This window comes from Paenibacillus sp. cl141a, from assembly GCF_900109305.1.
GTDB lineage: Bacteria > Bacillota > Bacilli > Paenibacillales > Paenibacillaceae > Paenibacillus_AQ > Paenibacillus_AQ lautus_A.
In genome coordinates, this window is sequence record NZ_FNZO01000003.1 from 268,170 (window position 1) to 294,764 (window position 26,595).

23 protein-coding genes are annotated in these 26,595 nt (G+C 54.9%); 18 read left to right on the forward strand and 5 right to left on the reverse strand.

Annotated features, from left to right (window positions below):
* Nucleotides 1-74 precede the first annotated feature (74 nt).
* The 8 genes from BMX45_RS11205 to BMX45_RS11240 all read left to right on the forward strand — a co-directional run bounded on the left by BMX45_RS11205 (nt 75) and on the right by BMX45_RS11240 (nt 8,938).
* The gene (locus BMX45_RS11205; protein ID WP_090909752.1) at nt 75-2,153 is read left to right on the forward strand and encodes an alpha-glucuronidase family glycosyl hydrolase; all 2,079 of its coding nucleotides are present in this window, start codon (nt 75-77) and stop codon (nt 2,151-2,153) included.
* A gap of 245 nt (nt 2,154-2,398) precedes the next feature.
* A complete protein-coding gene (locus BMX45_RS11210; RefSeq protein ID WP_009592707.1) occupies nt 2,399-2,722 on the forward strand; it encodes a metal-sensitive transcriptional regulator in 324 nt (107 codons plus the stop codon).
* Between the two features lie 285 nt (nt 2,723-3,007).
* Entirely contained in the window at nt 3,008-3,208 is a 201-nt protein-coding gene (locus BMX45_RS11215) for a cation transporter (RefSeq protein ID WP_015737908.1), read from the forward strand.
* 36 nt (nt 3,209-3,244) lie between these two features.
* A complete protein-coding gene (locus tag BMX45_RS11220; protein WP_090909753.1) occupies nt 3,245-5,677 on the forward strand; it encodes a heavy metal translocating P-type ATPase in 2,433 nt (810 codons plus the stop codon).
* Between the two features lie 83 nt (nt 5,678-5,760).
* Entirely contained in the window at nt 5,761-6,402 is a 642-nt protein-coding gene (locus BMX45_RS11225) for an NAD(P)/FAD-dependent oxidoreductase (protein WP_015737906.1), read from the forward strand.
* A 436-nt stretch (nt 6,403-6,838) separates the two neighbouring features.
* A complete protein-coding gene (locus BMX45_RS11230) occupies nt 6,839-7,291 on the forward strand; it encodes a MarR family winged helix-turn-helix transcriptional regulator (protein WP_254778037.1) in 453 nt (150 codons plus the stop codon).
* 29 nt (nt 7,292-7,320) lie between these two features.
* A complete protein-coding gene (locus BMX45_RS11235) occupies nt 7,321-8,073 on the forward strand; it encodes an SDR family NAD(P)-dependent oxidoreductase (protein WP_090909755.1) in 753 nt (250 codons plus the stop codon).
* A 106-nt stretch (nt 8,074-8,179) separates the two neighbouring features.
* The gene (locus BMX45_RS11240; protein WP_015737901.1) at nt 8,180-8,938 is read left to right on the forward strand and encodes an SDR family NAD(P)-dependent oxidoreductase; all 759 of its coding nucleotides are present in this window, start codon (nt 8,180-8,182) and stop codon (nt 8,936-8,938) included.
* Nucleotides 8,939-9,008: 70 nt separating this feature from the next.
* Here BMX45_RS11240 and BMX45_RS11245 read toward each other — a convergent pair whose 3' ends face one another.
* From BMX45_RS11245 to BMX45_RS11265, 5 genes are all read right to left on the reverse strand, one after another.
* A complete protein-coding gene (locus BMX45_RS11245) occupies nt 9,009-10,046 on the reverse strand; it encodes an LLM class flavin-dependent oxidoreductase (RefSeq protein ID WP_036659353.1) in 1,038 nt (345 codons plus the stop codon).
* Nucleotides 10,047-10,834: 788 nt separating this feature from the next.
* Entirely contained in the window at nt 10,835-12,136 is a 1,302-nt protein-coding gene (gene serS, locus BMX45_RS11250; RefSeq protein WP_090909756.1) for a serine--tRNA ligase, read from the reverse strand.
* A gap of 330 nt (nt 12,137-12,466) precedes the next feature.
* Nucleotides 12,467-13,237 (reverse strand): ABC transporter permease, encoded by a 771-nt coding sequence (locus BMX45_RS11255; RefSeq protein WP_090909757.1) that lies wholly within the window; start codon nt 13,235-13,237, stop codon nt 12,467-12,469.
* A gap of 24 nt (nt 13,238-13,261) precedes the next feature.
* Complete coding sequence (locus BMX45_RS11260) at nt 13,262-13,987, reverse strand: ABC transporter ATP-binding protein (RefSeq protein WP_090909758.1); 726 nt, start codon at nt 13,985-13,987, stop codon at nt 13,262-13,264.
* Nucleotides 13,988-14,074: 87 nt separating this feature from the next.
* Nucleotides 14,075-14,599 carry a PadR family transcriptional regulator gene (locus BMX45_RS11265; protein ID WP_090909759.1) on the reverse strand — a complete coding sequence of 175 codons (525 nt, stop codon included), beginning with the start codon at nt 14,597-14,599 and terminating at the stop codon, nt 14,075-14,077.
* A 219-nt stretch (nt 14,600-14,818) separates the two neighbouring features.
* On the opposite strand from BMX45_RS11265, the gene BMX45_RS11270 reads away from it, so the two are divergent.
* From BMX45_RS11270 to BMX45_RS11315, 10 genes are all read left to right on the forward strand, one after another.
* A complete protein-coding gene (locus BMX45_RS11270) occupies nt 14,819-15,802 on the forward strand; it encodes an aldo/keto reductase (RefSeq protein ID WP_090909760.1) in 984 nt (327 codons plus the stop codon).
* Between the two features lie 197 nt (nt 15,803-15,999).
* Complete coding sequence (locus tag BMX45_RS11275) at nt 16,000-16,755, forward strand: threonine/serine exporter family protein (RefSeq protein WP_090909761.1); 756 nt, start codon at nt 16,000-16,002, stop codon at nt 16,753-16,755.
* A gap of 23 nt (nt 16,756-16,778) precedes the next feature.
* Nucleotides 16,779-17,225, forward strand: coding sequence for a threonine/serine exporter family protein (locus BMX45_RS11280; RefSeq protein WP_090909762.1), 447 nt, complete (start codon nt 16,779-16,781; stop codon nt 17,223-17,225).
* 428 nt (nt 17,226-17,653) lie between these two features.
* Nucleotides 17,654-19,420, forward strand: coding sequence for a LytS/YhcK type 5TM receptor domain-containing protein (locus BMX45_RS11285; protein WP_090909763.1), 1,767 nt, complete (start codon nt 17,654-17,656; stop codon nt 19,418-19,420).
* Nucleotides 19,407-20,201, forward strand: coding sequence for a LytR/AlgR family response regulator transcription factor (locus BMX45_RS11290; RefSeq protein WP_090909764.1), 795 nt, complete (start codon nt 19,407-19,409; stop codon nt 20,199-20,201). Before BMX45_RS11285 ends, BMX45_RS11290 begins: the two co-directional genes overlap by 14 nt.
* A 195-nt stretch (nt 20,202-20,396) precedes the next feature.
* Nucleotides 20,397-20,696: a DUF485 domain-containing protein gene (locus BMX45_RS11295; RefSeq protein WP_009593006.1), complete on the forward strand. Its 300-nt coding sequence runs from the start codon at nt 20,397-20,399 to the stop codon at nt 20,694-20,696.
* A 5-nt stretch (nt 20,697-20,701) separates the two neighbouring features.
* Nucleotides 20,702-22,213: a solute symporter family protein gene (locus BMX45_RS11300; protein WP_090909765.1), complete on the forward strand. Its 1,512-nt coding sequence runs from the start codon at nt 20,702-20,704 to the stop codon at nt 22,211-22,213.
* A gap of 135 nt (nt 22,214-22,348) precedes the next feature.
* On the forward strand, nt 22,349-23,887 hold the full coding sequence (locus BMX45_RS11305) for a solute symporter family protein (protein ID WP_090909766.1): 1,539 nt from the start codon (nt 22,349-22,351) through the stop codon (nt 23,885-23,887).
* A 208-nt stretch (nt 23,888-24,095) separates the two neighbouring features.
* Nucleotides 24,096-25,391, forward strand: a complete 1,296-nt coding sequence (locus tag BMX45_RS11310) for a GntP family permease (protein ID WP_090909767.1) — start codon at nt 24,096-24,098, stop codon at nt 25,389-25,391.
* A 48-nt stretch (nt 25,392-25,439) separates the two neighbouring features.
* Nucleotides 25,440-26,588 (forward strand): glycerate kinase family protein, encoded by a 1,149-nt coding sequence (locus BMX45_RS11315; RefSeq protein ID WP_090909768.1) that lies wholly within the window; start codon nt 25,440-25,442, stop codon nt 26,586-26,588.
* Nucleotides 26,589-26,595: the final 7 nt, after the last annotated feature.

Sequence of the window (26,595 nt, forward strand, 5' to 3'; positions counted from 1 at the left end):
AAGGAAGCAGGAGTCGAAAACAGTGAGATGCTGGGGAGAAACGTTAACCTTGGCCCAAGAAGGGGGAAATTACGTTGAACAGCACTTTATATCAAGCGTGGCTGCAGTATGCGCCCATTAAGGACGAGGAGCTTGCTGCCGCGTACAGCCGACTGTTAGGCACCGTGGTTGCGGATCTGCAGCAGTCGCGGGTGGCAAACGCTGCAATCCAGGAACTGAGGAATGCATGTCGATCCATGCTCGGCATCGTACCGTCCATCACATCCGAGGCTAAAGCTTCATCCTATCTCGAGGTGCGTATTCATGCGGCAGACGCCGAAGAGGGCACGGAAGAGATTGGGGAAGATTCGATGGGCGCGGGGAAAGCCCGGCTGGGCGCAGAGGGTTTTCGGCTGGAGCATACAGGCCATGGGCAGCAGGAGAAGCTGATCCTGACCGGCGGATCCGGGAAAGGCGTGTTATACGGGGTGTTTCATTTATTGAGATTGCTGGCATCCCACCAGCCGTTGAACGGTCTGAACATAACCGAGCAGCCTGTGAACGGAGTGCGGATGATGAATCAATGGGATAATGCCGACGGCTCGGTTGAACGGGGGTACGCGGGCAACTCGATTTTTTACGAAAACGGACGGTTCACCGAAAATCTGGATCGCGTAAGAGACTACGCCCGTCTGTTAGCTTCCGTGGGCCTGAATGCCATCTCCATTAATAACGTCAATGTGCATGAAATCGAGACGAAGTTCATTACCGCGGAATATTTGCCGACGATTGCAAAGATTGCGGATATCTTCAGGGAATATGGCATCACGCTGTACCTGAGCATAAACTTCGCCGCCCCGCTGCATATCGGCGGCGTACCCACGTCGGACCCGCTGAACGAAGAGGTTCGGCTGTGGTGGAAGGATACGGCGGATGAGATCTACGATCATATACCGGACTTCGGCGGCTTTGTGGTCAAGGCGGATTCGGAGCACCGTCCGGGCCCGTTCGCCTATGGCAGAGACCACGCCGATGGCGCCAATATGCTGGCCGAAGCGCTGGAACCGCATGGCGGGCTTGTCATCTGGCGCTGCTTCGTCTACAACTGCATGCAGGATTGGCGGGACCGCAGCACGGACCGCGCGCGGGCGGCCTATGATCATTTTACCCCGCTGGACGGACGGTTTAAGGACAATGTGCTGCTGCAGATCAAGAACGGACCGATGGACTTCCAAGTACGGGAGCCGGTATCTCCGCTGTTCGGCAGCATGAAAGAGACCAATCAGGTGCTGGAGTTCCAGATCGCCCAGGAATATACCGGACAGCAGCGCCACGTATGCTATTTGGTGCCGCAGTGGAAAGAGGTGCTGAATTTCGATACCTACGCGAACGGAACGGGGTCCGAGGTTAAGAAGATCGTGGACGGTTCGCTGCACGGCATGAAATACAGCGGGATCGCCGCCGTTTCCAACATCGGGAATGATGAGAATTGGACGGGTCACACCTTGGCGCAGGCGAATCTGTATGGATTCGGCCGGCTGGTCTGGAATCCGGATATGTCCGCCGAAGGGATCGCGGAGGAATGGACGAGGCTGACCTTCGGCAATGATGAGACGGTGGTCGCCGTGGTGTGCGGCATGCTGATGCAATCGTGGCCGATCTATGAAAGCTACACGTCGCCGCTCGGGGTGGGCTGGATGATTACGCCGCATACGCATTACGGACCGGATGTGGACGGTTATGAATATTCAAGGTGGGGCACCTACCATTTCGCGGATCGGGACGGTATTGGGGTGGACCGCACGGTGGCGACGGGCACGGGGTACACCGCACAGTATTTCGAGCCGAATGCGGCCCGATATGATTCGCTGGAGGATTGCCCTGACGAGCTGCTGCTGTTCTTTCATCATGTGCCGTACTCGCATGTGCTGAAATCCGGCAAAACGGTGATTCAGCATATCTATGACACGCACTTCGAAGGTGCGGAAGCTGCGGCCGGGCTCCTGAAAGCCTGGACATCGCTGGAAGGCAAGGTCGATCTGGAGCGTTTAACCCAAGTCACCGAACGGTTAGCTGACCAGGCCGAGCATGCCAAGCACTGGCGGGACGTGATCAATACGTATTTTTACCGCAAATCCGGCGTGCCGGATGCGCAGGGGCGGACGATTTATTAAGGGAGCTCAGGTTTTTCCGCATGCGGATATATAGGGGGGTGCCCCATCAGGCTGCTGGCCTGATGGGGCACCCTTTTTCATGGGCCGAAAATTATCGCGGGTACAAGCATATACTGTAGATGACATGCCCCCACGGCAAAATGTCCGCAATCTCATTCCATAAGCTGGGCTTTATAGGGTGGGGGGCTATATGATATACTAGGGTTAGAATAAGAAGAAGTAACGTGATCAAGGGGGGAATGGGTATGACAACCGAGAACCATGTACATGATGCATGCGCAGTAACTGGTGAACGGAAGAGCCATCATTCTGACAAAACGAAAAGCAATCTCATCAGCCGGTTGAACCGGATTGAAGGGCAGATCCGCGGCGTGAAGGGCTTAATTGAGAAGGATACGTACTGTGACGATGTGTTAAACCAGATCTCCTCGATCCAGTCGGCCTTGAACGGCGTCAGCAAATTGCTGCTCGAGCATCATATGAAGAGCTGCGTGGTGGAGCGCCTCCAGGAAGGCGACGATGAGGTCATTACCGAGCTGTTAACCACCATGAACAAGCTGATGAAGTAACGAAAGTCCCTGCTGGGACTACCCGATTGCGATGAATATCCATGGAGCTGCCACCTTGGGAAGGTGGCAGCAATTGTTTGTTGAAGTGGAGAAATACCGCACGGTTATGCCGGTTTAATCATAGCGCGGGCATGTATTTCAAAAAAAATGAGAAAACCCATTGACTAATTATAGGGTAGGGGGGTATACTAACATCAAGAAATGAGAATAACGAGTTTGATAACTCATTCGGGCTTGGCTGTTACAGAGCCCTAATAAATCCAATACCTAAAGGAGAGATTGATTATGGAACAGGTAACAATAAAAGTAGAAGGCATGTCCTGCATGCATTGCGTGAATTCCATTGAAGGAGCTTTAAAGAATGAGAACATCGAGGGGCACGTGGATTTGAAGGCAGGCACGGTCTCCGTGAAATATGACACAGGCAAAGTCAATTTGGATCAAATCAAAGAAATTATCGAGGAACAAGGATATAACGTAGTTTAACCAAACGGCACGAGGATGAAGAGGGGTGAGGAGAAGATGGGAGCAGAAGCAACAATGGAACAGAAGAAAACGTCGCTGCAGTTAACGGGTATGACATGTGCCGCCTGTGCGAATCGGATTGAGAAGGGTCTTAGCAAAATGGAGGGCGTCCAGGAAGCGAATGTGAATTTTGCGCTGGAAAAAGCGTCGGTTACATTTGATCCGAATGTGGTTACCGTCCAGCAGATGGAAGAGAAAATCGAAAAGCTGGGCTACGGAACAGCAAAGGAAACGGTGGACCTGCAGCTGATTGGCATGTACTGTGCGGCCTGTGCTACGAAAATCGAGAAAGTGGTTAGCCGGATGCCAGGTGTTAATCAGGCCAACGTCAATTTTGCACTGGAGACGGCCCGGGTGGAATTCAATCCCGCCGAGGTAAGCCTTAGCGATATTCAACAGCGCGTGGAGAAGCTTGGGTATCAGGCGGTTTCCAAACAGGAGACGCTTGATCAGGAAGGTCACCGCAAGGAGGCCATCACCAAGCAAAAGCGGAAGCTGCTCCTGTCGGCGATTCTGTCGCTGCCGCTGCTCTGGGCCATGGTGAGCCATTTCTCCTTCACCTCCTGGATCTGGATGCCGGATCTGTTCATGAACCCTTGGTTCCAGCTGATCCTGGCAACGCCGGTACAGTTTTTTATCGGGAAACAGTTCTATGTGGGAGCCTACAAGGCTCTCCGCAACAAAAGCGCCAATATGGACGTTCTGGTCGCACTCGGTACCGCGGCAGCCTATTTCTACAGTCTGTATTTAACGATCGATTGGGCCGCTGCCGGAGCAAACGCACACCATGGGCCTGAAATGTACTATGAAACGAGTGCGGTGCTGATCACGCTGGTCATTATGGGGAAACTGTTCGAATCCCTGGCCAAAGGCCGTACCTCAGAGGCCATTAAAACCCTGATGGGTCTTCAAGCCAAAACGGCGCTGGTCGTTCGTGACGGTCAGGAGATGACCATCCCGGTGGAACAGGTCCTGGTGGGTGATTTCGTACTGGTAAAGCCGGGTGAGAAAATTCCGGTGGACGGTAAAGTCGTGGAGGGCACGTCGGCGGTAGACGAGTCGATGCTGACCGGTGAGAGCATTCCGGTTGAGAAAAAAGCGGGCGATGCCGTCATCGGCGCCACGATTAACAAGAACGGACGCTTGACGCTTGAAGCAACGAAGGTGGGCAAAGAGACCGCTCTAGCCCAAATTATCAAGGTGGTTGAGGAAGCGCAGGGCTCTAAAGCTCCGATTCAGCGGGTGGCCGATGTCATCTCCGGCATTTTCGTTCCGATCGTGGTCGGCATTGCGGTTGTTGCTTTCCTCGTATGGTACTTCTGGGTAACGCCTGGTAATTTCGCGCAATCGTTAGAAATTGCCATTGCAATCCTGGTTATTGCTTGTCCGTGCGCGCTGGGTCTGGCTACGCCGACCTCGATCATGGCGGGTTCGGGCCGTGCCGCAGAGCTGGGCGTTCTGTTCAAGGGCGGGGAGCATCTGGAGTCCACGCACAAAATCGACGCGATTATTCTGGACAAAACAGGAACGGTCACGAAAGGCAAGCCTGAACTGACCGATGTGGAAGTTGATAACATCGATCAGGAGCTGTTCCTGCGTTTGGTCGGAGCTGCCGAGAAGAGCTCCGAGCATCCGCTTGCCGAAGCGATCGTGGCCCGGATTGAGGCGAAAGGGACGAAGCTTCCGACTGCCGAGCATTTTGAGGCGATTCCAGGCTACGGCATCCAGGCCAGCGTGGAAGGACACGAAGTTCTAGTCGGTACTCGCAAGCTGATGGCACTGCATAACGTGCCGGTCGATGCGGTCCTGGCCAGAATGTCGGAGCTGGAAACCGAGGGTAAGACCGCTATGCTTACCGCGGTAGACGGTCGATATGCCGGTCTTGTGGCCGTAGCGGATACCATCAAGGAGACGTCTAAGGCTGCCGTTGCTAGGCTGAAGCAAATGGGTATTGAAGTGATCATGATTACCGGCGACAACGAACGCACGGCTAAGGCCATTGCCAAACAGGTTGGCATTGACCATGTGCTTGCAGAGGTACTGCCGGAGGGCAAAGCGGATGAAGTGAAGAAACTCCAGCAGCAGGGCAAGAAGGTCGCCATGGTCGGCGACGGCATTAACGATGCGCCGGCCCTTGCGGTTGCCGATATCGGCATGGCCATCGGCACAGGTACGGATGTGGCCATGGAAGCCGCCGACGTTACGCTGATGAAGGGCGACCTGAACAGCATTCCGGACGCCATTTACATGAGCCGCAAGACGATGAGCAACATCCGTCAGAACCTGTTCTGGGCCTTGGGCTACAACTCGCTCGGCATTCCGATTGCCGCCATTGGGCTTCTGGCGCCTTGGGTGGCCGGGGCCGCCATGGCACTTAGCTCCGTATCGGTCGTGCTGAATGCCCTTCGTCTGCAGCGGATGAAGGTATAACGGGAGGCAGGCCTTTTATATAGAGTATGTTGGTAACCAAGCAAGAAAACGATATTAGGGTGACTTGATGGGAGTGTAGACATTTGGCCATGCAAAAATTTGCTGTGACCCCCGGCTTTGAAGTGGGCGGAACGCTGTTCCGCCCGGATCAGCTGGCCGTATTGGGGTCCATCGTAGGCGATGATGCCCGCATCGAGATGACAACCTTCAAGCAGCTGTACGTGGAGATGGATGAAGAGCGGGTGGAGGAAGCCAAGGCGAAGCTGGAAGCCGCCGGACTGGAGGTACATCCCGCCGGCTTCGTCTCCAAGAGCCTGATTACCTGCAACTTTTGCCGGGGGGCGGAGGATTCGGGACTGGATGTTGCCAAGATGCTGGATGAAGCTATCGCCGACCATCCCGTACCCAATCCGCTAAAGATCGGGTACGCAGGCTGCGCGCTCGGCACTAGCGAGCCGCTGCTGAAGGATATTGCCGTTATCAAGATGCGAAATACCTACGATATCTATGTAGGCGGGGAGCCGAGAGGCTTGAAGGCTTCGCTGGCGAAGCAGCTGCATGCGGATTTAACGCCGGATCAGCTGGCCCCGATCATCCTGAAGCTGATCGCCATCTATCAGGAGCACGGTAAGAAAAAAGAGAGGTTCTCGCGTTTCGTTGAGCGCATGACACTGGATCATCTCCGCCAATCCACGCTGGAAGCGCGGATGGATACGGCCGGATGAACGAAGGACAATGAAAGGCATCACCTCAGGGTGGTGCTTTTTTTTGTTGGCGGAGGCTGGCACTGGAGTTCTTCCCATCCGTCGGAGTCCAGCTCGGCGCCACCATGACATCTTCTTTATTCTTCAAGGTAACATGTGTAGTTTAGAGGGTTACGCCGAAGCAACGATGGATATACTTTCAAGAGCACCTGCGGGTGCTCTTTTTCTATTTGGCAGATTGGCAGTGCAGCAGCATCTTTGCCCATCTCGGCCAAGTTGAATCATTTTTAATATAGACGGGTTTTCATCGGGCGTGAATGTGGGAATAACCACCAAATCGGGCATTTTATCGTGGTTGACGAGCGATGTGAAAGGGTATACAATTTGAATTGTTAAAAGCTTTTAACTATTTAATTTCGTAATATATAAGTATGGGACTTCGTTAAGCATCGAGGTGATGAAACTGGATAAGCGGGAGCATTTATCTAACATGGTAGCCCGTCAGATGATGACGCTTGTGGCGAACTATGCCAAGATTCTGGACAATGATTTGACCGGCCCCCAGTATTACGTGCTTCAGACCTTGGCGTATGAGGGGCAGCAGACCAGCTCGTATTTTGCCAATGCCCTGAATGTTACGCTGTCGGCTGTCACCAACTTGAGCAACAAGCTGGTGAGCAAGGGTTACATTGAACGGGTAGCGTCGAGCGAGGACAGGCGTCAAGTCTATCTTAGGATCACGGAGCAGGGACGCGAGGTGGAAGCCCGGATGATTGCGAAGTACCGTGAATTGAATGAAGGCTTATGGTCGGATTTCTCGGATCAGGAGATGGATGTCTTGATCGCTTCGTATGAGAAGATGATCGAGCATTTGCAGCTTAAGATCGGGCAGTCCCATATGGACAGCTAATCCAACGACTAACATTAGGAGGTATTTTTATGGGGAGATTAGACAATAAAGTAGCGATTATTACGGGTGCGGCTGGAGGCATGGGTAAAGCTGACGCTCTTTTGTTTGCGCAAGAGGGGGCCAAGGTAGCGATTACGGACCTTCAGGAGGACAAAATCAAAGACGTCGTCGCTGAGATTCAAGCGCTCGGCGGCGAAGCGCTGGGAATCAAGCATAACGTTGCTTCCGAAGAAGATTGGGTCCGCGTCGTGGACGAGACGGTTCAAAAATTCGGCAAAATCGACATTCTGGTCAACAATGCCGGTGTCTCCAATGCAACGCCGTTCATGGATTTGACGGTCGAAGGCTGGGAGAAGACGATGTCGATCAACGTCACGAGCATATTCCTCGGTCAAAAATATGTCATTCCGCACATGATCGAAGCCGGCGGCGGTTCCATCGTCAACATCTCCTCCATTGCCGGCCTGACGGGCGGAAGCGGCGCCGGTCCTTACACGGCAAGCAAAGGTGCGGTACGCATGCTGACCAAAGCCACGGCCGTTGACTTTGCGAAGCATAACATCCGCTGCAACTCGGTTCACCCGGGCTACATCGAAACGCCAATGACCGTGGATCTCTTCAAGGACGAAAAAATGATGCAGTGGTTCCAATCCCAGACGCCGTTGCCAAGACTCGGCAAAGCGGAAGATATCGCGCGCGGCGTGCTGTTCCTGGCATCCGACGAGTCCTCTTATATTACAGGCGTCGAGCTGCCGATCGACGGCGGGTATTTCGCGAAGTAAGCCGGACATTCATTCAGCTTGTTCATAAACTGTCGATGTTTTGAATCATAAGGACACAAGCTCAGTCAGACGTTATATTTATTTTCATCAAGGGGGGTGTTGTTTCATGTCCGATAACCAACAGATTGCTGTCATTACCGGCGCGGCCAGCGGGATCGGCAGAGCCGCCAGCTTGAAATTGGCTGAAAACGGTGCCGCGGTTGTGCTCGTGGATTTCAACAAGGAAGCCGGCGAAGAGACGCTGCGTTTGATTAAGGAGCAAGGCGGAGAGGGAATCTTCGTGCAGGCGGATGTGACAAAAACCGAGGATGTTCAGAACTATGTGAACAAGGCGGTTGAAGCTTACGGCCGAATCGATTTCTTCTTCAATAATGCAGGTATCGTGCAGAAGTTCTCCATGCTAGACGATATCGACGAGAACGAATTTGACCGTCAAATGTCCGTGAATGTGAAGGGCGCTTTCCTTGGCATGAAGTATGTTTTGAAGGTCATGAAGGAACAGGGCAGCGGACATATCGTGAACACGGCTTCCACGGCGGGCATCCGCAGCGAACACAGTGCCGCCGCTTATTCGGCAAGCAAGCATGCGGTTGTGGGCTTGACCAAAGCAGCTGCACTGGAATACGTGAAGCAGGGCATTCGCGTGAACGCCATCTGCCCGGGCGGCGTTCAGACGCCGCTGACCGCAGCGGTGGCCAAGTCCTTCATGGAAGGCGGCTACGTGCCTGAGGAAGTGGGCAACATGCGGATGGGCCGTCCGGCTGAGGCGGACGAAATCGCAAACGTGGTTGCCTTCCTGGCTTCCCCGGGCTCCAGCTACATGACAGGCTCGCTGGTTACGATTGATGGCGGGCTGACGCTGTAATATCCGGATTGAAAAAAAGACCAGTCAGGCACCGGGATTCCGGGCTTGACTGGTCTTTTTGGCATGACGTTTATTTAATGCCGACGACTTCCGCCAGCAACTCATAAGAACGGAGGCGCGCTTGATGATCATAGATCGCGGCCGCGACAATGATTTCGTCCGCGTCCGTCGACTGCTGGAACTGCTCCAGCTGCGCGCGGACGGTTGCGGGACTGCCGATGGCGGAAAAACTGAGCTGGCGCTTCACGATGGCCTGCTCCTGCAGGTTCCACAGATCATCCATGCTGTCCACCGGCGGACTCAGCTGGCCGGTGCGGCCCCGGATGATGTTCAGGAACTGCTGGTACGGCGAGGTAGCCAGGCGCTGCGCTTCCTCATCCGTGTCCGCGCAGATCACGTTCACGCCGATCATGGCATACGGCTTGCTTAGCTCGGATGAAGGGCGGAAGCTGGTCCGGTACAGATCGAGCGCAGCCATTAGATAGTCCGGAGCAAAGTGGCTAGCAAAAGAGAACGGAAGCCCCAGCTGACCCGCAAGCTGCGCACTGAAACCGCTGGAGCCGAGCAGCCAGATCGGAACATGCAGGCCTTCCCCCGGAATCGCCCGGATGCGCATGGACGAGCCGGAGGTAGGCTGGAAGTAATTCCGCAGCTCGCCGAGGCGGTCCGGGAAGTCCTGGCCGTCGCTGCCCGGGCCGCGGCGGAGCGCCCGGGAGGTTAGCTGATCCGAACCCGGCGCACGGCCAAGACCTAGATCGATCCGGCCGGGATACAAGGATTCGAGGGTGCCGAACTGCTCGGCAATGACAAGCGGAGCATGGTTCGGCAGCATAATGCCGCCGGATCCGACGCGGATCTTGCTGGTGCCTCCGGCCACATGGCCTATGACCACCGAAGTGGCCGAGCTGGCGATCCCCGGCATGTTGTGATGTTCGGCAAGCCAGTAGCGGTTATAGCCCCACTTCTCGGCATGCTGAGCCAGATCAAGCGTATTCCGCAGCGACTGTGCAGCTGTGCTGCCCGCTGTAATCGGCGCCAGATCGAGGATGGAAATCGGGATATCGCGAAGCGTTTTGGACGCTGTATGGTCAAGATTTGCTTCTGTCATACGGAATGACCTCCTTATTCGTGCACGGCACGGTAAGTATTCTATATAGAGACGGGCACCCGGTCGAACGGACGCCGGACATGAAATCCATCTATCGAAAAATGGTATCTCTATATAACGAACATTATATACCTACTTAATCCATAAGAAAAATGTACATCGAAGAATCCCCAGAGAAGCCAGACCGCCTTTAGAGGAAATTTTTCTTGCGATGATCGAATGGTCGCTTTGCTGAAAGCTTGTAGATTCGATCATCTAAAGAAAAATGTACATCGATGTACTTTCACAGAAGCCAGACCGCGTTTAGCGGAAATTTTTCTTGCGATGATCGAAAGGTCTAGCTTTGCTGAAAGCTTGTAGATTCGATAATCTAAAGAAAAATGTACATCGATGTACTTTCACGGAAGCCAGACCGCGTTTAGCAGAAATTTTTCTTGCGATGATCGAATGGTCCAGCTTTGCCGAAAGCGTATATATTCGATAATCTAAAGAAAAATGTACATCGAAGAATCCCAGAGAAGCCAGACCGCCTTTAGAGGAAATTTTTCTTGCGATGATCGAATGGTCTAGCTTTGCCGAAAGCTTGCAGATTCGAAATCGGCATGCAGCTCATCCATATAGTATATGCTTTTTAAGCTGGTCTAAGTATCGCTAAAGCTTATTCATGCATTTTTAATGAAGGAGTTTCGATGCACAGCTTCTCCCATAATATGATTCAAAAAAACCAAATAACGCAGCCATCCAATGGCTGCGTTATTGAACGTTAGATAATTAAGTTGATCGTGTCCTTATTCCGTTCCGTTCGGTAGTTCTATCCGCTCCATCCCGTTCATGTAAGGCCTGAGCGCCTTCGGAATGAGGATCGAACCGTCGGGCTGCTGATGGTTCTCCAGCAGCGGGATGAGAATCCGCGGCGAAGCCACAGCCGTATTGTTCAGGGTGTGGCAGTAGCGCAGCTTGCCTTCCGCGTCCCGGTAGCGGATGTTCGAGCGTCGCGCCTGGAAGTCTAGCAGATTCGACGACGAGTGGGTCTCCCCATAAGCTCCGCGGCTTGGCATCCATGTCTCGATGTCGTATTGTTTGTATGTTTTCTGCGACATGTCCCCGGTACAGACGGCAACGACCCGGTAAGGCAGTTCGAGCTTCTGCAGCAGCTCCTCGGCATTGGCCGTAATCTCTTGCAGAAGCAGCTCCGAGGCCTCCGTGCTGGCTTCGCAGAGAACGACCTGCTCCACCTTCGCGAACTGGTGCACCCGATAGAGGCCGTGGACGTCCCGGCCGCCCGAGCCAACCTCGCTCCGGAAGCAGAGCGACGCTGCTGCCAGGCGAATCGGCTCTGCTACATCGACGACTTCACCGCTGTAGAACGATACCAACGGCACCTCCGACGTACCGACGAGCCACTTATCTTGCTCCGTAATTTGAAAGGCCTGATCCTGACCGAGCGGGAAGAAGGCTGTATTCTGCATGGCCTCCGTCCTTACGGTTAACGGCACGTCCATGAGGGTGAAACCCTTGGCGACCAGCATATCCACCGCCAGCTGTTGAACCGCCCGATGGAGCATTGCGCCGATGCCTGTCAGGTAGTAGCTGCGCGTGCCAGCGGTTTTGACGCCGCGGGGAATGTCGATCATGCGGTGCATTTCGCCGAGCGTGACATGGTCCCTGAATTGATAATCAAATACGGGGAGCTCGCCTACTCGTCTGATCTCCACGTTGTCCTCATCCGAGGCTCCCACAGGCGTGTCCGGCGACACGATATTCGGCACGAGTATAAGCAGCTCGCTATAAGCTTCGTTAACCTCCCGGTATAACGTTTCCTGCTGGTCTAGTTCCTCGTTGATGGTTTTGACCTGCTGTTTTTGCCGTTCCGCTTCATCCGGTTTGCCTTGCCGCACCAGGGCACTGATCTCCTGCGTGATCGCATTGCGCTGCTGGCGCAATGCTTCCACGGCCAACAGCAGCGTACGCCGCTGGTCATCCAGCCGGACAAGCTCGGCAACCGAAAGGGCGATGCCTTTCCGGTCAGCCACCTGCTGCAATTCTTCCTGATGATCCGCGCTTTCCCGGATCCATTTCATATCTAACATAATCACCGCGCTCCTTTGCCCTAAAAAATAAAAAAAGCGTCCTAGTCCATATGGGACGAGGGACGCTTATGCGCTCGCGGTGCCACCCAAATTGATTGAACCGTAACCTGACCAAGGAACATGTCGGCCTGCGTTCAATCCACTTTGATTCCGCGGTAACGGGCGGGTCCGGTTAACTTAGGGGGACGGCTGATCGGGTGTAGATCTAATCCCCTTGACGAGAACACCTCAGAGTTGGAAGCTCATCATCGGCCTGATACTGATATTGTTGTTCAGTATACCGCATGAGATGTCTTTTATACAAGGGGTTAACCGGATTTTTGTACCCGGTCACGTCGACGCCGCTTTCTTCGCGGATCCCTGCCTCCAACTGACAGGCTGCTCTACGTCCCAGCGGAAGGTCCACGCAGCCGCACCGAGAATGAGGATCGTAAAGCCGGTCAGGATGAGGAGCGGCATCCATATTCCGGCGATACCTCCCTGTGGATGGACAGCGATCGCCATGGCATCGACCAGATGGTGAAACGGCTGCAGCTGCCCCAGGGTGACGACCCATGTTGGGGCATGTTCCAAGGAATAGAAGGCCTCGCTGGTCAGCAGCATCGGAAAGCTCATCAAGTTCGAGATCATGTTGACATTGCCTTCGTCCCTGGACAGATTGGCGGCCAGAAAACCGAGCGCGGTAAAACACACGGTGCCGATCAGCAGTACGAGCAGCATCAGCGCCAGTCCCGTGAGACTCAGCTTCACCCCAAGCAGAAGCAGGCTCATGAGAATCACGCAGGCGCTGACGAGCAGTGCCAGCACGGTTCGTGCCCCTGTCATTGCGGCAATGAAGGAGACGGTTCGAAAGGGCGTCGCCCGCAGCAGCTTGTAGATGCCCCGGTTGCGCTGGGCCATGACGTTAAAAGCGGTGACCATAGTGGCCCCGAACAGGATGTTGGTCGTCAGCACGCCTGCGAGAAGTCGGTGGGAGTAGGCCGCATCATGGAAGTAAAGACCCAATCCGACCAGCATGGCGATTGGAAAAACGATGTTCCAAACCAGGGTGTGGGTGTCGCGGAGCATGCTCCGCAGCATGGTTGCCATAATCATACGCATATCGATTCCTCCTAAGGTTTCTTTTTACTTGCATTCTCCATTTTCGAGTTCATCGGTCAATTGGATATACAGCTGTTCCAGGCTGTCCGTGCCGTAACGGCTGAGCAGCTCATCCGGCGTGCCGGAGGCCTTCACCTTTCCACCGCAGATAAGAACCAGCCGGGTGGCGAGTTTATGGACCTCCTCCATGTCATGCGAGGTGAATACGATGGAGGTGCCGGTATCCGCTAAGGAACGGATCAGTTTCCGGATATCCCGGCGGGCCCGCGGGTCCAGCGCTGCTGTGGGCTCGTCGAGGAACAGCAGCTTGGGGTCGTGGACCAGCGTCATGGCAATGGCGAGCCGTTTCTGCTGCCCCCCGGAGAGTCTGAGCGCATCGGTCCTGGCAGCCTCCGCAAGTCCGCATCGGTCCAGGTGCCGAATCAGCTCCGCGCCGCTGAGACGTTTGCCGTAGAAAGCCGCGAACATGCACAGATTCTCCATGGCGGTAAATCCGGGAAAGAAGGGTGTGGACTGCAGCTGAAGCCCGATGTGCGGCGAAGGATCGGATGTCCAGTAGGTGACCGTGCCGGCATTAGGGCGGCGCAGACCCAGCACCAGATCCAGCGTCGTCGATTTCCCCGCGCCGTTCGGCCCGATGATCGCCAGCACTTCGCCTTCCCGTATGTTCAGAGTGACATCCTGTACGACCGTCCGTTGCCCATAGGTTTTTCTTAATCCCTTCGCTTGAATGAGTGTAGTTAACGTCATTTTCGTTGCACGCTCCTTATTTTTCCAATATTATATATCCAACGTTGGATATTTGCCGAAAATGAAAGCCGCAGCTGAAGCTGAGGCTTATTCTTGAACGAGTGCAATGATCTTGTGGAGAAAGGCGATGTCCTGTTCCAGGATCGAAATCGCATTATCGAAGGTGGCAAGGGCAATCTTCGATAAGCCGTACTGGCCCTTGATTTCCTTACCCGAACGCCACTGGGCCAGCGATTCCTCCACTTGTTTGAGATTCTGCTCCAGCAATTCCACCGCTTCTTCCTTCGGAATGTTCTCGATCCAGACCAAACCGAGCGAAAAGTCGGATTTGACGGTGTGGGGAGGAAGCGTCAACGTCTCCCGGATCATCTGCTGGAATAGCTTCTCGCCTTCATCCGTGATGCTGTAGATTTTACGGAGTCTCGCGCCAGTCCGCTCTTCGGCAGTGGCTGCAATCAATCCGTCGCTTTCCATCTTGTTCAGCGCGTAATAGATCGAACCGGACAGGATATTCGTCCACAGGTCCATACGGCTGGCCTGAATGAGCTGCTGGATTTCATATCCGTGCATAGGACGCTGGCGCAGGAATGAAAGCAGGATGAGGTTGGTCATATAAGGTCACTTCCTTAGGATGTGTGAGGAATTATGAATTCCATTACTGGATATCCAACGTTGGTTATTTGATGATAGTAATTATAAAGACGATGGAATCATTTGTCAACGATCTCCGATGAAATAGATATATGACATATGGATTGAATGAAAGCGATTTAGCGTTTAGTCTAGTAGTGTGAACTAGTATGGCAGTTGGATGAGGAGGCTATAACGTCGATGAATTACAGACAATTGGGAAATACGGAGCTTCACATTAGCGAGGTCAGCTTCGGCACATGGGCGATCGGAGGCTCATGGGGGCAGACCGATGATCAGGAAGCCTTGAAGGGATTGGGCCGCGCCATCGGCGAGGGCGTAAACTTCTTCGATACGGCCGACGTTTATGGAGACGGGCATGCCGAGGATTTGCTCGCGCGCGCAACCAAAGGGAAAGAAGATACCGTGCATGTGGCCACCAAATTTTGCCGCGCCGGTGATATTCATGATCTTCAGACCTATTCCGAGGCGTCGATCCGCCGTTATTGCGAGGGCAGTCTGAAGCGGCTGCAGCGGGAGCGGATTGATCTCTATCAGGTTCACTGCCCTCCCTTCGAGGTGTTGAAGGACGGACGGGTGTTTGAGGTGCTGGACAAGCTGCAGGCCGAGGGGAAAATCCGGCATTACGGCGTCAGCGTGGAGACGGTGGAGGAAGGATTGTTCTGTCTTGGGGTACCGGGGGTGAGGTCATTGCAGGTGATTTTCAATCTGTTCCGCCAAAAGCCGCTGGCCCAGCTGCTCCCGAAGGCCAAAGCATCGGGCGTCGGCATATTGGTGCGTTTGCCGCTCGCCAGCGGTTTGCTAACCGGAAAATTTACGGAGAGCACTACCTTCAGCGAGGGGGATCATCGGAATTTCAACGCCAACGGCGAGCAGTTTAACGTAGGCGAGACTTTTGCCGGCCTCCGATTTGAAAAGGGTGTCGAGCTCGCCAGAGAGCTCGCCTGGATTGCCGAGGGCCGAGGCGACATGGCTCGTGCATCCATGCGCTGGATTCTGGATTGCCCGGAGGTTACTGCCGTGATTCCCGGCTTCCGCAACGTCCGCCAGATCGAAGACAACCTGGGCACGCTGGACGTGCCTTCGTTCAGCATGGAGGAGAAAGAACGCCTTGCGCTTTTCTATCAGGAGCAGGTAGCCATGCACATCCGCGGCGCCTATTAAGCCGATTTCGAGAATAATAGCAGAGAAGCCTCCCGGTCATCGGGAGGCTTTTTGTTTAGGGCGATGAGATGGAATCAAACGAACGGAAGCTGCTGCAGCGCTGCTTTAAAGCATATCCTATGCTTTATCATGGAAATGATACTATAATATAGGCAAAGATTCTGAATCGGAATGTGTTCAGCAGGAGGATTGTCGATTTGAATGATTTGTTGAAGCGGGAGCATGACATTATCAAGGTCTGCTTGTTAGCAGGCAAAATCATGCTGCAGAGCGGCGCGGAGACCTATCGGGTCGAGGATACGATGATGCGGATCGCCGCGGCTTTCGGCGTGGAGAACAGCCACAGCTATATGACCCCGACGGGCATTATCTTCTCGGTGGAGGAGCCGCAGCATATTACGCGGCTTATTCGTATTTCGGATCGGACAACCAATCTCCATAAGATCGATCAGGTCAACAGCGTGTCCCGGAGCGTCAGCCTCGGCGAGCTGACAATGGAAGAGGCTTACCGGGCCCTGGAGCGAATCGAGCATGAACAGGCCATTTATCCGACATGGGTGCTGATTCTACTGTCAGCGATCGCAAGCGGGTGCTTTCTCATCATGTTTCGCGGCATCTGGCCGGATTTCGTACCGGCGGCCGTTGCGGGCGGCCTGGGCTTCTCCTGCTTCGTGTTCATGCATCGGGTCATTCCCGTCCGGTTCTTCGCCGAATTCTCGGGTGCGCTCGTCATCGGCATAACCTCCGTTTGGATGGTCAGATTCGGATTCGGCCAACAGCTGGATACGATCATCATCAGTTCCGTGATGCCGCTTGTACCGGGCTTGCTGATCACGAATGCCATCCGCGATCTGATGGCAGGGCATCTGATATCCGGCTTGTCCAAAGGGGCGGAGGCTTTTGTTACGTCCTTTGCCATCGGCGCGGGCATTGCGTTTACTTTGTCATTCTAAGAGATGGGAAGGGTGGAGGGATAATGGTGGCAACCTTTTATATACAGCAGCTCATTACGAGTTTCGTTGCTTCGGCGGCCTTCGGGATCATATTTAACGTACCCAAAAAAGCATTGCTGCAGTGCGGGTTTGCCGGCATGGTGGGCTGGCTGCTCTACATCATGTTTCAGGATATGAGGGTTGAGCCGGTGACGGCCACCGTAGTCGCGGCTTTTTGCGTGACGATGATCAGTCATTTTTTCGCCAAAAAATACAAGACTCCCATCATCGTGTTCAGCGTGTCGGGGATTATTCCGCTCGTACCGGGCGGTGTCGCCTATAATGCCCTTCGCCATGTGGCCCAGAATCAATTCGATCAGGCCGTCCAGCTGGGGGCCCAAGCGTTCATGATTTCAGGCGCCATCGCGCTGGGGTTGCTGCTGTCGGAGGTGACCAATCAGGTCATAAGGAAATGGTCGATAACCCGATAGTCTGATAACCCGATAAACCAGTAACCTTGAACATTGAAACCCGGACCCCGGCCACCTGAAACGACCCGGTTTATATGCGAAGCATGCGCTTCGATCCGGCGGGAACATGCCCATGCTCCGATTCGTTGTCATCCGGGGGAGGGGCACCTGCGCGTGTGTAATTGAACTGATGAACCAGCCGTATGTACGCATTTTGCGGGATACGGTTTTTTACGCGCTCGCCAAGGCGTGGATATCCTCCTCTCCTTCGTGCATTTTTTTACATTAGTTTCATGTTATGCCTTTTTATTGTCCAAATCCTCGCCATGCTATATAATCTTTCTTGCAAAAATGAAACCGTATTCAAAGGTGTTCATTCCGTATCTACAGCGTTACCGAACGTCAGATGAAGATTCGATTCGAAGTCCATCAAAAAAAGAGGGATGTCCATGCAGGAGCTGACGCTGCATTTGTTCGAACGGATGGGCATGCTGCTCATCCTGACTTTTATACTGACGAGAATTCCGCTGTTCCGCCAATTGCTGGACCGCAAAGAGATGTCCGGCATGCGGATGTTCATCTATTCCGGCCTGTTCGGGCTCTTCGGCATCCTTGGGACCTATGCGGGCGTTGTCGTGGAGAACGGCGAGTCCAGCTCCTCCTTCTGGCTGATGCGGCTGACCGGAGAGCAGGCCCTGGCCCACTCCGCCCTGGTCGGGGTTGTGATCGGCGGACTGATCGGCGGTCCCCGCGTTGGCATCGGGGGCGGGCTTCTGGCAGGAGCCCACCTCCTGTATATCGGCGGTGCCACGGGGCTGGCAGGCGCAATCGCCGTGCCGTTAACGGGAGTGCTGGCGGGAGGCGTGGCCCGATTCTTCTCGCAGGAGCGGGTCATCTCGCCGGCGAAAGCGTTATTCGTCGGCATGTTCGCTCCGATCCTGCTCATGGGGATGATTTTGATCTGTGCGGATGAGCCGGATCGTGCAGTGGAACTGGTCAACCTGATCGGCCTGCCGATGGTGCTGACGAACAGCATCTCCATTGCAATCTTTACGACGATGCTGCGGGTCGCGCTCACCGAGGAGGAACGTGCAGCCGCGTATGAGACGGAGAAGGCATTCCATATCGCGGAATCGGCGCTCCCGCATCTGAAGCAGGGATTGACGTACCGTACGGCTCAGGCCGTGGCGGCCTTGCTGCTGCGAGAGCTGAAAACAGCGGCCGTCGCCATTACCGATACGGAGCGGTTCCTGGCCCATGCCGGCACAGCAAGCCGTACCCTTGATCCCGGAGAAGCGATCCAATCGGACTTGACCAAGAGCGTCATCGCGACCGGCGAGCTTCGGATCATCGAGAATGCGGAAGAGATCCAGCCCCGGCATCCGGCGCTCGGCGCCGCCATCCTTGTCCCGATCATAGAGGCTGGCCAGGTCGTGGGCGTCATTCAATTCTACTTCAAGCGGCCGGAGGATATCCGGCGCGTCGAGCTGGTAATGGCCCAGGGGCTGGGACAGCTGATTTCCTATCAGCTCGGGGCCACCGCACACGAGAAGATGAGCCATTTAATGAAAGAGGCGGAACTCAAGCTGCTGCAGGCGCAAATCAATCCGCACTTTCTATTCAATACACTCAACGCGATCCATTCGTTGATCCGCACCGATCCGCTGCTGGCACGACATGCCACGATGCAGCTGGGGGCGTTCATGCGCCTGAACGTCAAGGTCATGTCGTCCCGCAGAACGACCATTCGCGAGGAGATGGAGCTGTTGAATGCCTATCTGGATATTATTCAAATCCGGTTCGAGGATCAGTTCACGTTTGAGTGCCAGCTCGATCCCGCGCTTGGCGAGCTTATGATTCCGCCGGCGACGCTGCAAATGCTGGTGGAGAACAGCATCAAGCACGGCCTGCGCGACAAAGCGAGCGGAGGCGTCATTCAGCTGACCCTGAGCCGGGCCGGTGATATGGCGGTTGTTCAACTGCGGGACAACGGGATCGGCATTTCGCCGGAAGTGCTGCACAGCTTAGGCGATCAACCGATCATCGGCAGCGAGGGTACGGGAAACGGCATTTACAATATCAATCAGCGTTTAATCAGCATGTTTGGCAAAGAGGCCAGACTTATCGTGGAGAATCTCGCAGAGGGCGGCTGCAGCATATCCTTCAGCATCCCCTGCAGTTTGTCGGAAGGGAGCCGGTACCGTGAAGCGAATTAAGACGATGATAGCGGAAGACGAACGATTGGCAAGGGAGGAGCTGGCTTACCTGCTGGAACAGGAGCCCGATATCGAGCTGCTTCCGCATGCCGCGAACGGACGGGAGCTGCTGGAGCTTGTCCCCTTGCGGCAGCCGGATGTCGTCTTTCTCGACGTTCATATGCCGGAGCTGGAAGGGTTGCAGGCGGCGCGCATGCTGAAGGCCTCCCCGATCTCGCCCTTGATTGTGTTTACGACGGCCTACGACGAGTATGCCGTTGAAGCGTTTGGCCTGAACGCGATCGATTACCTGCTGAAGCCTTACAGCCATATGCGATTGAAGGAAACCCTGCAGCGAATTCGAAGCAGGATTCAGGAAGGGAACGCCTTCCCGAAACAGGAGGCTCAAGATGCTCTTCAGGTTGCTCCCTATTCATCCATGGAGGCTGCCGCCCGCAGCATGCGCGGCAAACTTCTGTTCGACGATGGGGATAAACATGTGCTGGTTGATCCCGAGACGATCCTGTACGCGGTGCGCGAGGATCGCGTCATTCGCGTATGGACGGCGGAAGGCCAGCGGATTACGAGCAAAAGCACCCTGCAGGAGCTGGAGGAGAAGCTTGCGGGTTACTCATTCTTTCGCCCTCATCGCAGTTACCTGGTTAACGTGAACTGGATCGCGGAGCTCTCCCCTTGGCAGAACGGGGCTTACAACATCGTGCTGAAGGATGAGCAGCGGTCGATGATTCCATTGTCCCGGGAGGCTGCACGGGATTTGTTCCGGTTGCTTAGGGAGGCTTGAGTAAGGACGAAGAATAGCGCTCAAGTATGGCGGCTGCCTCCCGGTTCGGGCGGCATATCCGCCCTTTCGCGCACCCTGTCGGACGTTTCGCGCAGGAGCTGTGGTCGATGGCAATCCTCCCGTATATAATCATTCTAAAGCGCTTTCATTGATGGAAGACGCACTAGATCCTGATCGTTAATGGAGGGAAAGGCAATGGAAGAAAAAAGCTATACCGAAGTATGGCATTCCGAAAAATTCAAAACGCTGCTCTCCCGCAAGAAACGGTTCATTATTCCGATGACCGTCTTTTTTCTTCTGTTTTATTTTGCGCTGCCGATCCTTACTTCGTACACCGACGTGTTGAATCACCCGGCGATCGGCCCGATCACGTGGGCATGGGTATTTGCCTTCGCCCAATTCGTCATGACATGGGTTCTGTGCATTCTCTACTCCCGCAAGGCGGCCCAGTTTGACCGAATGGTAGACGATATCAAAAAGGATATGGGGGCGTAATCGACATGGCTATTGCGTTGTTTTGCGGAATTGTACTGCTTACGCTGATCATTACGTATTACGCTGCCAAGAAAACGACCAACACGAGCGATTTCTATACGGCAGGCGGAGGACTCAAGGGCTGGCAGAACGGGACAGCCATTGCCGGCGACTATATGTCTGCGGCCTCCTTCCTCGGGATTGCAGGCTCTATCGCGTTAGTCGGCTTTGACGGCTTCTTCTACAGCATCGGTTTCCTCGTGGCTTACCTGGTGGTGCTGTACCTTGTCGCCGAGCCGCTGCGGAACCTCGGCAAGTATACGGTGGCGGACATGATTGCCGCCCGTTTCTCCGACAAGAAGGTGCGGGGCGTGGCAGCGTTGAACACGATTTCCATCTCCATCTTCTACATGATTGCGCAGCTGGTTGGAGCGGGCGCGCTGATTAAGCTGTTGTTAGGCCTGGACTATGTCACGTCCGTATTGATTGTAGGCGTGCTCATGACCATCTACGTTGTTTTCGGGGGCATGCATGCGACAAGCTGGGTTCAAATCTCGAAAGCCGTGCTGCTCATGGCCGGCACGTTCATCATCTCGCTGATCGTATTCGCCAAATTCGATTTCAGCCTGATCCAGATGTTCCACCATATGAAGACGGCTACCCCGCTGCAGGAGGCCTTCCTGAACCCGGGGAATAAATACAAAATCCCGCTCGAGACGCTGTCCCTCAACCTTGCCCTGGTACTCGGCACGGCAGGTCTGCCGCATATTTTGACCCGCTTCTTTACCGTTAAGGATGCGAAGACGGCGCGCAGCTCCGTGGTGTACGCCACCTGGATTATCGGCATCTTCTATGTGATGACGATCTTTCTCGGGTTCGGGGCAGCCGCTTTCGTAGGCGCGGCCGATATTACCGAGGTCGATAAAGCGGGCAACATGGCTGCGCCGCTCCTGGCCAAAGCGATCGGCGGCGACTTCTTGTTCGCACTCATCTCGGCGGTTGCCTTCGCGACGATCCTTGCGGTAGTGACGGGGCTTGTGCTGTCCGCCGCATCGGCCTTCGCCCATGATTTCTACGGCCAAATTGTGCGCCGCGGCGAATCGTCCGAGAAGGAGCAGCTGAAGATGGCACGGTACGCTTCAATCGGCGTATCCGTCATCTCGATCCTGCTAGCGTTGTTCGCGCAGAAGATGAACGTGGCGTTTCTGGTCTCGTTAGCCTTCGCCGTTGCAGCCAGCGCGAATTTGCCGGTCATTCTGTTCACCGTGTTCTGGAAGAGATTCAATACGACGGGCGCGGTGACAGGGATGCTGACGGGTTTGATCAGCACGGTGATTCTCGTGGCCCTTAGCCCGAATATATGGGATCCGGCCGGCAAAGCGATTTTGGTAGGCGATCCGATCTTCCCGATGAGCAACCCGGGCATCGTCTCCATTCCGCTTGGTTTCCTGGCAGCCTATGTCGGCACGCTGCTCTCCTCTTCCAAGGATGAGGCGAAGTATGCCGAAGTGCTGGTTAAAGCGAATACGGGCGCGTAAATCCAACAACGGTTTCTTATGAAAAAAGGGTGAACTCCGCTGGTTAACAGCGAAGGAAGTCGCCCTTTTTTTGCCATTTTATCGTAAAATAAAAAGCAACAACATTTTGGGGCCATGGCGGAAGGAGGCAGGCAAGTGAACATATCCGGCATCGTTTTTTTTCTGGCGATTGTGGTCGGCACGTTAATGATTACGTATTATGCCGCCAGGCGGACAACAAGCACGAACGATTTCTATGCCGCAGGCAACCGTCTCAGCGGGCTGCAGAACGGCCTAGCCATTTCCGGCGACTATATGAGCGCGGCGTCCTTCCTTGGCATCGCGGGCTCCATTGCGGTGTACGGCTTCGACGGCTTCTTCTATTCGATAGGCTTCCTTGCCTCCTATGTGATCGTGCAGTACATCATAGCCGAGCCCCTTCATAACCTGGGCAGGTATACGATGGCGGATGCGGTGGCGGTCCGGTTCGGCGAGAAACGGCTGCGCGGATGCATCGCGGTCAATAACATGATGATCACCGTCTTCTATATGATCGCCCAGCTCGTCGGCGCCGGGTGGCTCGTCCATTTGCTGTTCGGGCTGGAGACGTCGCTCGCCATCGTGCTGGTCGGCGGCTTAATGACCGTCTACGTCACGTTTGGCGGCATGCTCGCGACTTCCTGGGTGCAGATCGTTAAATCCATTTTGCTGGTGAGCAGCACCTTTATCGTGAGCCTCATCGTGCTGGCAAGGTTCGATTGGGATCTGCTCGGTTTATTCGAATCCATGAAGAGGGCTACCCCATTGCAGGAGCGGTTTCTGATGGCGGGCAACATGTTTGACCACCCGCTGGACATGCTGTCGTTTAATATGGCGCTGGTGTTAGGGACTGCGGGACTGCCGCATATTATTGCGCGCTTTTACACGGTAAGGGACCCGCGTACGGTCCGTGCTTCGGTCAGAACGGCGACGTTTACGATCGGCGTCTTTTACGCCATGACGATTTTTCTTGGCTTTGGAGCGGCTGCCTTCGTTGATTGGTCCATATTGTCCGACCGGGTGGAGCTGGCGGCCCCGCTGCTCGCAAGCGAGCTGGGCGGCGAATTCTTAATGGCCTTTGTATCCGCTGTTGCCTTCGCAACGATACTGGCCGTGATCTCCGGGCTTGTGCTCACGGCCTCCTCGGCGTTTGCCCATGACGTCTACAGCAGCATCTTCCGCAGCGGACGGGCGACCGAGGCGCAGCAGATGAGGGTGGCCAAGCTTTCGGCCATCGTCGTTGGCGCGGCTTCGATCGTGCTTGCGCTCGGGGCGCAGACGCTAAACGTGGCGTTCCTTGTGTCGTTTGCTTTCGCGGTTGCCGCCTCGGCTAACCTGCCGGTGCTGCTGTTCACGCTATTTTGGCGAAAATTTAATACGCTAGGCGCCATATCGAGCATTACGGCCGGCCTCTCGTCTTCTTTGCTGCTCATGGCTGTCGGGCCCAATGTAATGGATCCAGTGGCAGGCTGGATTCGAGCGGAAGCGATCTTCCCGCTTAAGCATCCGGGCATCGTCTCCATTCCGATTGGGTTCGCCGGCGGCATCGTCGGCACCCTGCTATCGCGTAAACGGGGTTCGAGCGGCCATTTCGAGCATATGCAGGCCGTTGCCCATGTCGCGCCGGGTGAAAACCGTTCCCGCGAATGGGGATAACTGCTAATTACCTATGAATTTTAGTTTGGGCCACGATCGTTTCCCTGTACCGTTCATTGTGCAAGTGCACAATAAATACCGTTATGGCGTCAATAGGATTGAATGCGACATTCCGGTTATACTGTATCCTGTAAGCGCAATCATAGCTTCATAAGACCTGATTACATCATTGTTCACAAGCTATATTGCTTAAGGAGGCATTCACAACATGGATGGGACAGTTATACATTGGGGCGGAGCCGTTGTCGGACTGATTATCGCTATTGTCTTGATTTTTAGAAAGGTGAACCCGGTCTATGCCTTGTTTGGAGGCGCTGTCATTGGAGGTCTGCTGGGCGGAGCTACCATTGATCTGACCGTGCAGTATATTATCGAGGGCACTAACAGTGTCATGGGGGCTGTCGTTCGGGTCTTGGCCGCAGGCGTGCTGGCCGGGATCTTGATCGAATCGGGGGCCGCCGAACGCATTGCCGAGACGATTGTTGCCAAGCTGGGCGAGAAGAAAGCGCTTCTATCCATCGCTCTGGCAACGATGATCATTACGGCGGTCGGGGTATTCATAACCGTTGCCATTATTATCGTGGCACCGATTGCCTTGTCCGTCGGCAAGAAGATCGGCATTTCCAAAACCGCCCTGCTGCTCGCGCTTGTCGGGGGAGGCAAAGCGGGAAACATCATCTCCCCGAACCCGAATACGATTGCAGTAGCCAAGGGATTCGACGTCGACCTTGCCCAAGTCATGATTAACGGTTTTTTGCCGGCCGTTGCCGGATTGATCGTCACGATCATCGTGGCCCAGATGCTGACGAACAAAGGGGTCATGGTGTCGGATAGCGACCAAGTGACGGAGGAAACGGGCAGGAAGGACAAGCCGAGCTTCGGGCGGGCAATGGTTGCCCCTGTCGTAGCCATTGTCTTGCTCGCACTGAACCCGGTGGGCAGCATACTGGGCATCGAAGCACTTCAGGCCATCAAGATTGACTCCATGATCATTCTGCCGGTTGCCGGCATCATCGGTTTGATTGCCATGCGGCAGACGAAGAACATCATTGCCTATACCACCTCCGGTCTGAATAAAATGACGGGTACGGCGATTATCCTGATCGGTGCCGGCGCCATTGCCGGAATTATCTCCAAATCCGATCTGAGTGCCGTTGTGGTGCAGGGCATTGAGGTCATGGGCGTATCGGGTACGTTCCTGGCGCCTCTCGCCGGTATTCTGATGGGAGCGGCAACCGCATCCACATCGACGGCGTCCATTGTGGCCGCAGGTTCGTTTGGTGAAGCCATCCTGTCCATGGGAACGGCACCGCTCGCCGCAGCCGTTATGGTCCACACCGGGGCAACGGTCATTGACCATTTGCCGCACGGAAACTTCTTCCACGTCACCGCGGAATCGGTGAAGATGAGCATTAAAGAACGGATGAAGCTGATTCCTTACGAAAGCATTGTCGGATTGACCATGGCCATTGTCGCTACGATATTGTACGGATTTATATTTTAAGAGATCGTACCATGGAGTGAAATATATAAGAATAGGCAGGGGATAACCATGAAGCAGGATTATGTTATAGTACTCGCGCCCGATTCATTTAAAGAGAGCATGACCGCCAAGGAAGTCTGCGAAGCGATGGAACGCGGCATCAAGAAGGGAAACCCGAATGTGACGTGTATCCATGTGCCCATGGCTGACGGCGGTGAAGGTACGATGCAATCCCTTGTGGATGCTACGGGCGGTACGGTCCATACCGTCACCGTGACGGGTCCGTTGGGCGATCAGGTGGACGCATCCTACGGCATTTCAGGCGATGGCAGCACCGGGGTACTGGAAATGGCCAGCGCCAGCGGAATTCATCTGGTCCCGATCGCACAGCGGAATCCGCTGGTGACCACCACCTACGGGACGGGCGAGCTGATCAAGGCTTGCCTTGACCACGGCGTATGCCGGCTGCTGATCGGGATCGGCGGCAGCGCGACGAATGACGGCGGTGCCGGGGTGGTTCAGGCGCTCGGCGGCAAGCTGCTGGATGCGGAAGGGAAGGAGCTTGCTTTTGGCGGAGGGGAGCTGGGTCGTCTTGCGCGCTTGGACTTAAGTGGCTTTGATCCGCGGCTTCAAGATGTCGAGGTCGAAGTGGCCTGCGACGTGACGAACCCGCTCTGCGGCGAAACGGGAGCCTCTCATGTATTCGGACCGCAGAAGGGCGCTACGCCGGAGATGATCGAGCAGCTGGACAGAAATCTCCGGAATTACGCCGGGGTAATGAAGCAAGAGCTGGGCAAGGATATCATAGACTATCCAGGCGCCGGCGCGGCCGGTGGTCTTGGCGGCGGGCTGATGGTCTTCCTGAACGGGACACTGAAGAAAGGGATCGATATGGTCGTTGACTATACGGGACTTGAAGAGAAAGTACGTCAGGCGGATATGGTGTGGACCGGCGAAGGTGGAATGGACTTCCAGACGCAGTATGGCAAAACTCCGCTGGGTGTCGCGAGGGTGGCGAAGAAGCATGGCAAGCCTGTCGTTGCTCTGGCCGGCCGGGTTGGTGACGGGATCGATGTGCTGTATGATCAAGGAATGGACGCGATTTTCGGCATCATGCCGGGTGCTGCCACGCTGTCGGAGGCGCTGGCGAACGGCGTGCAGAACGTGGAGAGAACATCCGAGAATATCGTCCGTCTCATGGCTTCTTTGAACAAGTAATCATACC

Coding starts and splice junctions, on each gene's coding strand:
- BMX45_RS11210 (WP_009592707.1), top strand. CDS start 2,399: ATGACAACCGAGAACCATGTACATGATGCATGCGCAGTAACTGGTGAA.
- BMX45_RS11215 (WP_015737908.1), top strand. CDS start 3,008: ATGGAACAGGTAACAATAAAAGTAGAAGGCATGTCCTGCATGCATTGC.
- BMX45_RS11220 (WP_090909753.1), top strand. CDS start 3,245: ATGGGAGCAGAAGCAACAATGGAACAGAAGAAAACGTCGCTGCAGTTA.
- BMX45_RS11230 (WP_254778037.1), top strand. CDS start 6,839: ATGAAACTGGATAAGCGGGAGCATTTATCTAACATGGTAGCCCGTCAG.
- BMX45_RS11235 (WP_090909755.1), top strand. CDS start 7,321: ATGGGGAGATTAGACAATAAAGTAGCGATTATTACGGGTGCGGCTGGA.
- BMX45_RS11240 (WP_015737901.1), top strand. CDS start 8,180: ATGTCCGATAACCAACAGATTGCTGTCATTACCGGCGCGGCCAGCGGG.
- BMX45_RS11245 (WP_036659353.1), bottom strand. CDS start 10,046: ATGACAGAAGCAAATCTTGACCATACAGCGTCCAAAACGCTTCGCGAT.
- serS (WP_090909756.1), bottom strand. CDS start 12,136: ATGTTAGATATGAAATGGATCCGGGAAAGCGCGGATCATCAGGAAGAA.
- BMX45_RS11255 (WP_090909757.1), bottom strand. CDS start 13,237: ATGCGTATGATTATGGCAACCATGCTGCGGAGCATGCTCCGCGACACC.
- BMX45_RS11260 (WP_090909758.1), bottom strand. CDS start 13,987: ATGACGTTAACTACACTCATTCAAGCGAAGGGATTAAGAAAAACCTAT.
- BMX45_RS11265 (WP_090909759.1), bottom strand. CDS start 14,599: ATGACCAACCTCATCCTGCTTTCATTCCTGCGCCAGCGTCCTATGCAC.
- BMX45_RS11270 (WP_090909760.1), top strand. CDS start 14,819: ATGAATTACAGACAATTGGGAAATACGGAGCTTCACATTAGCGAGGTC.
- BMX45_RS11280 (WP_090909762.1), top strand. CDS start 16,779: ATGGTGGCAACCTTTTATATACAGCAGCTCATTACGAGTTTCGTTGCT.
- BMX45_RS11285 (WP_090909763.1), top strand. CDS start 17,654: ATGCAGGAGCTGACGCTGCATTTGTTCGAACGGATGGGCATGCTGCTC.
- BMX45_RS11295 (WP_009593006.1), top strand. CDS start 20,397: ATGGAAGAAAAAAGCTATACCGAAGTATGGCATTCCGAAAAATTCAAA.
- BMX45_RS11300 (WP_090909765.1), top strand. CDS start 20,702: ATGGCTATTGCGTTGTTTTGCGGAATTGTACTGCTTACGCTGATCATT.
- BMX45_RS11310 (WP_090909767.1), top strand. CDS start 24,096: ATGGATGGGACAGTTATACATTGGGGCGGAGCCGTTGTCGGACTGATT.
- BMX45_RS11315 (WP_090909768.1), top strand. CDS start 25,440: ATGAAGCAGGATTATGTTATAGTACTCGCGCCCGATTCATTTAAAGAG.